Annotated in this window: 13 protein-coding genes and 1 other annotated feature; all 13 genes read left to right on the forward strand. The window is 39.3% G+C overall.

The annotated features are described in order from the left end of the window. Positions 1 to 228: 228 nt before the first annotated feature. On the forward strand, positions 229 to 1,269 hold the full coding sequence (locus K3T81_RS18290; RefSeq protein ID WP_036572273.1) for a rod shape-determining protein: 1,041 nt from the start codon (positions 229 to 231) through the stop codon (positions 1,267 to 1,269). Positions 1,270 to 1,281: 12 nt separating this feature from the next. Then, complete coding sequence (gene mreC, locus K3T81_RS18295) at positions 1,282 to 2,172, forward strand: rod shape-determining protein MreC (protein ID WP_106897055.1); 891 nt, start codon at positions 1,282 to 1,284, stop codon at positions 2,170 to 2,172. Further along, positions 2,169 to 2,708 (forward strand): rod shape-determining protein MreD, encoded by a 540-nt coding sequence (mreD, locus tag K3T81_RS18300; RefSeq protein WP_238022076.1) that lies wholly within the window; start codon positions 2,169 to 2,171, stop codon positions 2,706 to 2,708. The genes mreC and mreD overlap by 4 nt, the downstream gene beginning before the upstream one ends. Positions 2,709 to 2,824: 116 nt before the next feature. After that, positions 2,825 to 3,508 carry a septum site-determining protein MinC gene (gene minC, locus K3T81_RS18305; RefSeq protein ID WP_238022077.1) on the forward strand — a complete coding sequence of 228 codons (684 nt, stop codon included), beginning with the start codon at positions 2,825 to 2,827 and terminating at the stop codon, positions 3,506 to 3,508. Beyond that, entirely contained in the window at positions 3,501 to 4,298 is a 798-nt protein-coding gene (gene minD / locus K3T81_RS18310) for a septum site-determining protein MinD (RefSeq protein ID WP_036572282.1), read from the forward strand. Before minC ends, minD begins: the two co-directional genes overlap by 8 nt. Positions 4,299 to 4,413: 115 nt before the next feature. Next, positions 4,414 to 5,187: a M23 family metallopeptidase gene (locus tag K3T81_RS18315; RefSeq protein WP_238022078.1), complete on the forward strand. Its 774-nt coding sequence runs from the start codon at positions 4,414 to 4,416 to the stop codon at positions 5,185 to 5,187. A 4-nt stretch (positions 5,188 to 5,191) separates the two neighbouring features. After that, on the forward strand, positions 5,192 to 6,037 hold the full coding sequence (locus K3T81_RS18320; RefSeq protein WP_238022079.1) for a site-2 protease family protein: 846 nt from the start codon (positions 5,192 to 5,194) through the stop codon (positions 6,035 to 6,037). A gap of 79 nt (positions 6,038 to 6,116) precedes the next feature. Next, positions 6,117 to 6,192: a sequence feature (ribosomal protein L21 leader region), on the forward strand. A gap of 17 nt (positions 6,193 to 6,209) precedes the next feature. After that, complete coding sequence (rplU, locus tag K3T81_RS18325) at positions 6,210 to 6,518, forward strand: 50S ribosomal protein L21 (protein WP_106897051.1); 309 nt, start codon at positions 6,210 to 6,212, stop codon at positions 6,516 to 6,518. Positions 6,519 to 6,530: 12 nt separating this feature from the next. Next, entirely contained in the window at positions 6,531 to 6,857 is a 327-nt protein-coding gene (locus tag K3T81_RS18330; protein ID WP_238022080.1) for a ribosomal-processing cysteine protease Prp, read from the forward strand. Positions 6,858 to 6,871: 14 nt separating this feature from the next. Next, positions 6,872 to 7,162 (forward strand): 50S ribosomal protein L27, encoded by a 291-nt coding sequence (gene rpmA, locus K3T81_RS18335; protein WP_106897049.1) that lies wholly within the window; start codon positions 6,872 to 6,874, stop codon positions 7,160 to 7,162. 401 nt (positions 7,163 to 7,563) lie between these two features. Next, entirely contained in the window at positions 7,564 to 8,103 is a 540-nt protein-coding gene (locus K3T81_RS18340) for a Spo0B domain-containing protein (protein ID WP_106897048.1), read from the forward strand. Between the two features lie 12 nt (positions 8,104 to 8,115). Beyond that, the gene (gene obgE / locus K3T81_RS18345) at positions 8,116 to 9,396 is read left to right on the forward strand and encodes a GTPase ObgE (RefSeq protein WP_238022081.1); all 1,281 of its coding nucleotides are present in this window, start codon (positions 8,116 to 8,118) and stop codon (positions 9,394 to 9,396) included. A 35-nt stretch (positions 9,397 to 9,431) separates the two neighbouring features. Beyond that, positions 9,432 to 10,286: a prephenate dehydratase gene (gene pheA / locus K3T81_RS18350; protein WP_238022082.1), complete on the forward strand. Its 855-nt coding sequence runs from the start codon at positions 9,432 to 9,434 to the stop codon at positions 10,284 to 10,286. Positions 10,287 to 10,354 lie beyond the last annotated feature (68 nt).

Below are 10,354 nucleotides of genomic sequence, written 5' to 3' on the forward strand. Positions count from 1 at the left end.
AATCCTAATAGAGGTTATGGATAATACTATCTATTTTATGGATTTTCTCGTATAATTATATTGACGAACATATAGACAGCGCCATTTTTCGATTTTATTTTGAAAGTGGCGCTATTAAGATTGTTACTCAGGCAGTCTTAAGTGCGTGCATGTAATGAAGGTAAAGAACCTGACAGCACAAAACATATAAATAATCGATATAGTGTGATTTTGGAGAGGGAGATTTGATTGGGAATTTTTAATTTATCTCAAGATTTGGGAATAGACTTGGGTACCGCCAATACTCTGGTTTTTGTAAAAGGAAAAGGCGTGGTAGTACGTGAACCTTCTGTTGTAGCGAAAAACATTCAAACAGGTGATGTGGAAGCAGTTGGAAACTCTGCCCGTAATATGATTGGCAGAACACCTGGTAACATTACAGTTATCCGTCCAATGAAGGATGGAGTAATAGCTGATTATGATACGACAGCAGTTATGATGAAATACTATATAAAAAAAGCAATGAAAAATCGATCTTATTTTGCAAAAAAACCAAACGTGATGGTTTGTGTTCCTTCAGGGATAACCATGGTGGAGGAAAGAGCTGTCATTGATGCCACTAAGCAAGCAGGTGCGAAAGAGGCATTTCCAATTTCAGAGCCATTTGCTGCAGCTATTGGTGCTGGCCTTCCGGTATGGGAACCGACTGGAAGTATGATTGTAGATATTGGTGGCGGAACTACAGAAGTAGCAGTGATTTCATTGGGTGGCGTTGTAACGAGCCAATCCATTCGTGTAGCTGGAGATGATATGGACGAGGCGATTATTTCTTATATTAAAAAGAATTATAATCTACTCATTGGTGAACGTTCTGCTGAGTCTATTAAAATGGATATTGGAACAGCGGGAGAAGTTACTGGAGACGATGAGATGGACATACGGGGCCGTGATCTGTTAACAGGATTGCCGAAAACTATCACGATCACAGCAAAAGAAATTGCCACGTCACTTGAAGATACGGTGACAGCTATTGTAGAATCTGTAAAGACGACACTCGAGAAGACGCCACCCGAACTTGCGGCAGATATTATGGACCGTGGAATAGTTCTTTCAGGTGGAGGATCTCTTCTTCGAAACATTGACCAGGTTATCAGTGATGAAACAAAAATGCCTGTTTTTGTTACAGAGGACCCGCTAGAAAGTGTAGCAATCGGTACAGGTAAATCTTTAGATTACATTCAACATTTCCGTTCCCATCCGAATGTATCATCACGACCTACAATAGATTAAGCAGGTGTTAAGATGTCATTTTTACGTAGAAGAAAACTATTTATTTTTTTGATTGGCTTTATCGTCCTTGTTGCTTTGATTGGTTTCTCATTAAGGGATAGGGCGAATTTAACGATTGCCGAACAGTTTGTACTTGATACAGTAGGATTTGCACAAAAAGTAGTACACACACCAGTTAATTTTATAACCGACATCTTTACAAATATTGATGATTTTCGTGACACGTACACAGAAAACCAGGTATTGAAAGAGAAATTGGCAGAGTATAAAGGATTAATTTATGAAGTCCAAGGATTAAAAGCGGAGAATGAAGAACTGAGAGAAATTGCGGATCTAAAGGAATCAGATCAATTGCGTAATTTTACGCCAATCCAAGCTTCTGTCATGTCTCGATCTCCGGAACGTTGGGTTGAACAAGTTACGATTAATAAGGGTAAAGATGATGGGGTAGCTGAGAACATGGCTGTCATCACACCCGACGGCATGATTGGAAAGATCCTTACTACATCTTCGTCTACTGCTAAGGTACAGTTATTAACAGGATTTGATCAATTTAACCGGATTTCTGCCTCTGTTTCTCGTGAAGACAGCGATAAAGATATAAGAGGTATGATAGAAGAATATGATGAAGAATCTGGCTCCCTTTTATTCCGAATAATAGAGGAATCAGATAAAGACCTTAAGGAAGGAGAGTTAGTATTCTCCTCCGGACTAGGTGGTGTTTTTCCTTCTGGTTTACCAATCGGTGAAGTGAAAGAAGTTGTACCAGATCAATATGGATTAACACGCACTGCTTTAGTAGAGCCAGCTGCCGATATGTATGATATAAACCAAGTAATCGTGGTGGACAGAGCCATGGATGAAGAAGAGGACACAGCAGACAGTGAGGAGGAGGCTGAATGAAACGGCTATACCTCCCACTAATCCTGTTTCTATTTCTTGTAATGGAAGGTGTGGCACTAGATCTTTTACCAGGAAGTCTTTTAACAGGAGATCTGCTGATTGTGCCGCACTGGGTTCTTATATTTCTAGTCTTTATCACGATTTTTTATGATAAGGAGACGACCTACTTTTCTATCATTTATGCACTTACTTTTGGTCTGTTAATTGATGTGGTATATACGGGAATATTAGGTGTATATATGTTTTCCTATGCATTTGCTATATATATTATTCATCTTTTGAATAAAATGTTGCACGGAAATATTCATGTCAGCATTTTATTGGGGGCTGTAGCGGTCATACTTTCCGATATTTCTATCCATGTTATTTATTTGGTAGCAGGAGTAAACGATATGATGTGGAAGGACTACTTTATGACACGTTTACTTCCAACACTTATTTCCAACCTTGTTTTCTTGGTCGTTCTTTATCCTATTGTAGTAAAGCGTCTTACTACTTGGGGGCAGGAACAATTATCTAGAAGTAATACATTATAAAAAGCATTGTGCTACTATGTTTGTACCATTGAAGAAGTGTTTGTAACGATCGGGTTCTTGAAACGCTGATAGTAAGTTGAATTATTGCTAAGGTAACAGTAATGAGGTGAGTAATCATGCTTGATAAAAAACAGTTTATAACCATAAAGGGTACAAAGGAAGGACTCACTTTATTTGTTGATGATTCCTGTACTTTTGAGCATGCTTTAAATGAATTGCGTGAAAAAATACATGCAAGCCGCCCGAAGCATGATGAACCGGTTGTATCCGTTAAAGTGAAGCTAGGTAATAGATATGTACAGGAAGAACAGAAAGAAATATTGAGAAAAATTATTGCCGAGGATGAAAGGTTTACGATTGACTCGATTGTCTCCGATGTGGTCCGAAGAGACGAAGCTTTGCAATGGCAAGAAGCGAGTGAGGTTAAAACAGTTAATCGTATTATACGTTCAGGACAGATGCTGGAAGTTACAGGCGACCTACTTTTGATAGGAGATGTAAACCCTGGAGGAAAAGTTGTTTCGACAGGTAATATCTACATAATGGGAAGACTGAATGGAATTGCTCATGCAGGCATTAATGGTGACAAGCAGGCTTTTATCACAGCCTCCTATATGAAGCCAAGTCAGCTTAGAATTGCAGACTATATCAGTCGTGCTCCAGATTATGAATCTGATGGTGTGTATATGGAATGTGGTCTCATTGATGAAGAACAAGATAAAATCGTAATAGACCGACTACAAGTTCTTTCACATAAAAGCGAAATAAGCGGATTCGGAAGGAGAATGCAAAATGGGTGAAGCAATTGTTATTACATCTGGAAAGGGTGGAGTAGGGAAAACAACTACGACAGCCAATATAGGTACGGGTTTAGCGCTTATGGATAAAAAGGTGTGCTTGATAGATACTGATATTGGTTTGCGAAACTTGGATGTTGTGATGGGGCTTGAGAATCGAATTATTTACGATATTGTTGATGTAATAGAAGAGCGTTGCAAACTTAAACAAGCCTTGATTAAAGACAAGCGTTTTGATTACTTATCCCTCTTGCCAGCAGCTCAAACAAGCGATAAGTCGGCTGTTACAGAAGAAGGTATGAGAAAGATTGTTGGAGAATTGAAGCAAGAGTATGACTATGTAATTATTGACTGTCCTGCAGGCATTGAGCAAGGATTTAAAAATGCTATAGCGGGAGCTGATAAAGCAATTGTTGTTACTACTCCTGAAAAATCAAGTGTAAGAGATGCTGATCGCATTGTAGGGCTTTTAGAACAGGAAAGTATTGACCCACCACTCCTCGTTATTAACCGTATTCGTAACCATATGATGAAAAATGGCGATATGATTGAGATTGATGATATTGTGCAAATTTTATCCATCGATTTAATCGGGATTGTGGTGGATGATGATGATGTTATAAAGGCATCTAATAGTGGGGAGCCCGTAGCTCTCCAGCCAAATTCGAAAGCTTCTATTGCCTATCGTAATATTGCGAGAAGAATTCTTGGTGAAACGGTTCCCCTTCAATCTCTTGAAGATGAAAAAGGTGTTTTTCAGAAAGTGAAAAAGTTTTTAGGTATACGTGCATAATAGTAAACTAGTAACCTGAGAATACGAGTAAAAACTCGTGTTCTCAGGTTTTTAACATATCTCACAAAAGTCCCTCATAAACTTGTACAAAAGTATGAGAAGGATTGTGAGGATAATGGATAATGGAGTTAAAAAGGTTAGGCAATCTATTAATCAAAGAAAGAAAGCTCGCGGTATAACAGGGAAAGAAGCTGGAAAAAGACAGGTAATACCTGTATTTCCACAAGATGAAGAAAAGCATGGTTATATGCCCATATACGATGGTCAGGGAGCTACAGGTGGCAAGAAGAACAATGTAATGGGTGGTTTCCTGCTAAAAGGAATTTTATCTACCATGCTGTTTTTTGGCGTGGCCTTAGTATGGGAGATTAATGCTCCGGTATTGCAATCTCCAAAGGAGTGGACGAGCGGTGTGCTCACAGAGGAGTTTCCGTTTGCTAAAGTTAACCATTGGTATCAGGAATCATTTGGAACACCGTTGGCCGTGCCCCCTAATGGTGAAAAAGCTGAAAGCGTTACAGAGGAAGTACTAGCTTTACCTGTATCCGGCAGTGTAACAGAGTCTTTTCAAGCTAATGGGACGGGAATTAAGATAGCACCTGAAGACACTTCTGCTGCTGTTTCAGCTTTGCGTGATGGCGTTGTAGTGTTTGCTGGGAATGATAGTTCCACTAATAAAACAATTAAGATTCAGCATGCTGATGGAAGTGTATCAACGTATGGAGAGCTTAGTGACTTGAATGTTCATCTTTATCAATTTGTAAAGAGTAATCAGCCAATTGGGCATTTTACGCCTCAGCCTGATAGTACCACCGTATATTTTGCCATTGAAAAAGATAAGGACTATATTGATCCCGTGCAGGTAATTAAAGTTGACGATAGTGAGTAATTACTTGCCAAAAATCCATTTCCATCCCATCTTACTTGCTTTTTTCTTCATATCCTTTTTGACGGGTACTTTCGTGGAAATGGCAGTAATACTACTTATTGTGTTAATTCATGAACTTGGGCATTTTACGATGGCGAAATGGTTTGATTGGAGAATTGGCACCATTATGCTTTGGGTGTTTGGTGGGGTAATGAAAACAGACGAGCATGGGACCAGGCCAATTGCGGAAGAAGCTCTCGTCACAATTGCCGGCCCACTACAGCATGTATGGATCTATGCAGGCATATTTGCTCTATCATATAGCGGTTTGTTGCCAACTTCATTAATCGATTTGATGTTATACTATAATACAGCTATCCTATTATTCAACTTACTCCCTTTATGGCCACTTGATGGTGGAAAGCTATTGTTTTTGTTGCTTGCCCTAGTACTTCCATACAAACGTGCCTATCATATCGTTATACTCTTTTCTATGGTGTTAGCGGTGGTTTTTCTTCTTGTACAACTAATACTTCCTTCTTTTACGCTAAGCACATTTCTTATCGCGCTCTTCTTATTTATGGAAAACCAGTCAGAATGGAAACAACGTCATTACGTGTTTATGCGATTTTTACTAAAACGGTATGAAAAAAAGACTAAGATAATGAAACATAAGCCACTGTATGTATCATCAGATAGCTCTTTGATGAGAGTGTTTTCTGGCTTTAGCCAAGAAAAAAGGCATACCATCTATGTGACAGATAAACATGGTGGGCATACTGTAATAGAGGAGCAGGAATGTTTGCAAGCCTATTTCAAGCATAAAAAATACCATCAAAATGTTGGGGGAATTATAGAGAAAGGTGCTTGAAACATAGAGAATTTATCGTGCGATACCTTGACAAACCTAGTTAATACATGGTAACATCAATACGTTATTCATCGTAGCACCAGTGCTACAACCGCACAGAACAGGTTTGGATAAACTCTTGATAGAGTACCTGAATGGCGAGTCTGAGTTAATTAAGGAGGTGCAAGTTATTATGTACGCAATTATCGAAACAGGTGGTAAGCAAGTTAAAGTTGTGGAAGGCCAAGAAATTTACGTAGAAAAAGTTGCAGCAGATGCAAATGACGCTGTAACATTCGAAAAAGTTCTATTCGTAGGTGGAGACGATGTGAAAGTAGGCGCACCATATGTTGAAGGTGCAACTGTCACTGCTAAAGTTGAAAAACATGGTCGTCAGAAAAAGATTACAGTTTTCAAGTTCAAGCCTAAAAAGAACTATCATCGTAAACAAGGTCATCGTCAGCCTTATACAAAATTAGTTATTGATAAAATCAATGCATAAAGGTATTTCTCTATGATTCAGGTTACAATTTATCGTAATGACAATCGAATAACCGCATTTAAACTTTCTGGACATGCAGATAGTGGACCTTATGGCTATGATCTTGTTTGTGCAGGAGTCTCAGCAGTTTCGATTGGTACAGTTAATGCTGTTATGACACTGTGTGATGCTGATTTACAAATTGAGCAAGGCGAGGATGGCGGATATCTTTATGTCCAGATTCCCACCAAAGCAGTGGATAACATAGAACAGGTACAACTCCTGTTTGAAGGCATGCTGGTATCATTGCAATCTATTGAGAGTGAATATGGAGAATTCATTAGGATTCGTACTTTATAAGGAGGTGCAGTGGTATGCTACGTCTTGATTTGCAGTTTTTCTCACAGAAAAAAGGTGCTGGTAGTACTAAGAACGGTCGTGATTCAGAATCCAAACGTCTTGGTGCTAAACGTGCTGATGGCCAATTCGTAACTGGTGGTTCTATTCTTTACCGTCAACGCGGTACAAAGATCTATCCAGGTGAAAACGTTGGTCGTGGTGGAGATGACACACTTTTTGCAAAAGCTGACGGCGTTGTTAAGTTTGAACGCGTTGGTCGTGACCGCAAAAAAGTTAGTGTTTATCCAGTGGCACAGGAAGCATAACATTTTGCATGTACGTAAAAAACTCCAACTTTCTTAAGGTTGGAGTTTTTTTAGTATATGAAACAATATACCCTTGTCCGATGTAAAGAATAAAGCTATATTCGGTACAGAAGAGTATCTTATGTTATGCTAGTTTAAAATGGTAGGTCCTAAGCCTGTCCATTCAATTAAAGTGCCCAGCCTTTCTAAAAGTAATCTGCACAGATGTCTAGCTCTGAGCGCCAAGCTAGTTGACTGTGAAAATCGACTTTTGGCTAGGAAGACTTGTCGACTGGTTGGAACAAGAGACTTAGCCGTCTCCCTATTACGGCCGCTCCGCGCTTTTCTAATTACATATACTTCTCTGGTTAGGAAGATTACTGGTTTTTCTGCTATACTTTGATATGTAATGGAGGGAAGACATGAACGAGAAGGATGTTATCTTATTACTGCAGCATTATCGTCATGATTTAATGAACCATTTACAAATAATTCATGGCTACTTAAGTATGAATAAAACAGACAGAGTGGAGAGTAAAGTCCAAGAAAGTCTGGAATATTACAATGAAGAAAGAAAACTCATGCATTTACAAGGCACGTTATTAACATTGTGGGTCATCCAATTTAATGGCTATTATGAAGATTTTCGACTGACCTACCAAATACATACCGAAAATAAAAAAATTTCCCAATCAGATGAGCAATTGGTTAGACAATGTAACCGTGTAATATCGCTTATTAGTCACTTACACGAAAAAATGGAGCTGTTTGAGGCAAAACTCCTTCTCGAGGATACAGATAAACAGGAAGTTTTACGTGTCAAATTGTCCATTAATGGGAATTTTAAAGACAAGGAAGAAGTAATGAAAGAGCTTAATAGCTTGGAGTTGGAATATCAAATGAGTATAGAAAATACCAATGACGGAATCGTGTGTATGTTTGCAGTTCCGTGTGAAATATGAGGTGAGTCAACAATGTTTGTAGATCAGGTTAGTGTTTATGTGAAGGCTGGAGATGGTGGGAATGGACTTGTAGCCTACCGTCGAGAAAAATATGTACCGAAAGGCGGCCCTGCTGGCGGAGACGGTGGTAATGGCGGCGATGTTGTATTTGAGGTAGATGAAGGGTTAAATACTTTAATGGATTTTCGTTATAATCGACATTTTAAAGGCAAGCGTGGCGAAAATGGGATGAGCAAAACACAGCATGGTAAAAATTCTGCACCATTAGTAGTTCCCGTTCCTCCAGGCACTACGGTTATTGATGAAGAAACCGATGAAGTTATTGCTGATTTAACAGCACATAAGCAACGGGCTATCATTGTCCATGGTGGACGTGGGGGGAGAGGAAATACACGGTTTGCTACACCAAGAAATCCTGCACCGGATATGGCTGAAAATGGTGAACCAGGCCAGGAACGAAACATAAAAGTCGAACTTAAATTAATTGCCGATGTTGGATTGGTCGGTTTCCCAAGTGTAGGTAAGTCGACATTTCTTTCTGTTGTAAGTGCCGCTAAACCCAAAATTGCTGATTATCATTTTACTACGCTTGCTCCCAACCTGGGTGTCATCGACACGAGTGATCAGCGCAGCTTTGTTATGGCTGATTTACCAGGCTTAATTGAAGGTGCCCATGAGGGAGTAGGGCTTGGCCACCAGTTTTTACGCCATGTAGAGAGAACAAGATTGATTGTTCATGTAATCGATATGGCCGGAACAGAAGGCAGGGATCCTTACGACGATTTTGTGAAAATAAACCAGGAACTAATAGAGTATGACATGAAGCTGACAGAACGCCCACAAATTATTGCAGCAAATAAAATGGATATGCCTGGTGCTTCGGATAATTTAGAAATGTTTAAAGAACAGCTTGGTGAAGATATTCCCGTTTACGAAATATCTGCTCTAACTAAAGAAGGCTTGCGTGATATTCTATTTGCAATTGCCGATCAACTGGATGCTATTCCTAAGGTTGCTCCTAAGATGGATGAAGTTGAAGAAAAAGTGATCTATCGCCATACAAAAGAGGATGCACCATTTGAAATTACACGTGACGATGATGGCGCGTATGTCCTTTCAGGAGTTAAGATTGAGAAATTATTCAAAATGACGGACTTTGCAAGAGATGAAGCAGTCCAACGTTTCTCTAGACAGATAAGAGGAATGGGCGTAGATAAAGCCCTTCGTGAACGAGGTGCGAGGGACGGCGATACGATTCGACTGCTTGATTTTGAATTTGAATTTATCGAGTAAAAGATGCAGTTTTAAGGGAAATAGGGGGAGAAATTTTGTTAGCAACTATCGGTTATTTGGGACCTAAAGGGACTTTTACAAAATTAGCTGTAGATGCAGCATTTAATGGGGAACATAAAGAAAGCTATGCAACCATTCCCGAATGTATTGACGCAGTGGAACATGAAGAGATAGATATTGCTGTTGTGCCACTTGAAAATGCAATTGAAGGGACGGTTCAGCTAACAGTAGATTATTTGGTACACCAAGTTAGACTACCGATTGTGGCTGAAATTGTAGTGCCTATACAGCAGCATTTGTTGGTACAACCGACCTTTCAAGGTAGCCTTGGTGATATTACTGAAGTGCATTCTCATAGTCATGCGATCGCACAATGTCATCAATATCTTCACCAGTCACTACCTGAGGCTAAGATTCAGTACACCACTTCAACAGGGAAAGCTGCAGAGATTGTAAGTAAGAGCGATTTGTCGATCGCTGCAATTGGAAACAAATTAGCAGCAGAGGTGTATGGTCTCAAATTATTACAGGAAAACATCCATGACTATTCAAATAACCATACTCGTTTTGTGGTACTCTGCAAGGATGAAACAAAGCTAAAAATTAAACATCCTGTTAGCATAGAGAAGACCAGTATGCTCATTTCCTTACCTAGTGACCAAGCTGGTGCTTTGCATCAAGTCCTGTCTGCGTTCGCTTGGAGAAAAATGAGTTTGTCTAAAATAGAATCTAGACCAATGAAAACAGGCCTAGGAAATTATTTCTTTATCATTGATGTCGATCAACCCTATGATGATGTATTGTTTCCAGGAGTAAAAGGGGAATTAGAAGCTTTGGGTTGTAATGTAACGATAATGGGTACATATCCCGTTTATAAGTTAACTATTTAAATGCATCTTATGCCGCCTATTTATTGAGATAGGCGGTTTTTTTGTGGTTGAAAAAGTCATTCATAAAA

The organism is Oceanobacillus jordanicus, from assembly GCF_022095695.1.
Lineage (GTDB): Bacteria > Bacillota > Bacilli > Bacillales > Amphibacillaceae > Oceanobacillus_B > Oceanobacillus_B jordanicus.

Bases quoted from the DNA above. Each gene is read 5' to 3' on its own strand.
- mreC (WP_106897055.1), top strand. From the start codon at position 1,282: ATGTCATTTTTACGTAGAAGAAAACTATTTATTTTTTTGATTGGCTTT.
- mreD (WP_238022076.1), top strand. From the start codon at position 2,169: ATGAAACGGCTATACCTCCCACTAATCCTGTTTCTATTTCTTGTAATG.
- minC (WP_238022077.1), top strand. From the start codon at position 2,825: ATGCTTGATAAAAAACAGTTTATAACCATAAAGGGTACAAAGGAAGGA.
- minD (WP_036572282.1), top strand. From the start codon at position 3,501: ATGGGTGAAGCAATTGTTATTACATCTGGAAAGGGTGGAGTAGGGAAA.
- K3T81_RS18315 (WP_238022078.1), top strand. From the start codon at position 4,414: ATGGATAATGGAGTTAAAAAGGTTAGGCAATCTATTAATCAAAGAAAG.
- rplU (WP_106897051.1), top strand. From the start codon at position 6,210: ATGTACGCAATTATCGAAACAGGTGGTAAGCAAGTTAAAGTTGTGGAA.
- K3T81_RS18330 (WP_238022080.1), top strand. From the start codon at position 6,531: ATGATTCAGGTTACAATTTATCGTAATGACAATCGAATAACCGCATTT.
- rpmA (WP_106897049.1), top strand. From the start codon at position 6,872: ATGCTACGTCTTGATTTGCAGTTTTTCTCACAGAAAAAAGGTGCTGGT.
- K3T81_RS18340 (WP_106897048.1), top strand. From the start codon at position 7,564: ATGAACGAGAAGGATGTTATCTTATTACTGCAGCATTATCGTCATGAT.
- obgE (WP_238022081.1), top strand. From the start codon at position 8,116: ATGTTTGTAGATCAGGTTAGTGTTTATGTGAAGGCTGGAGATGGTGGG.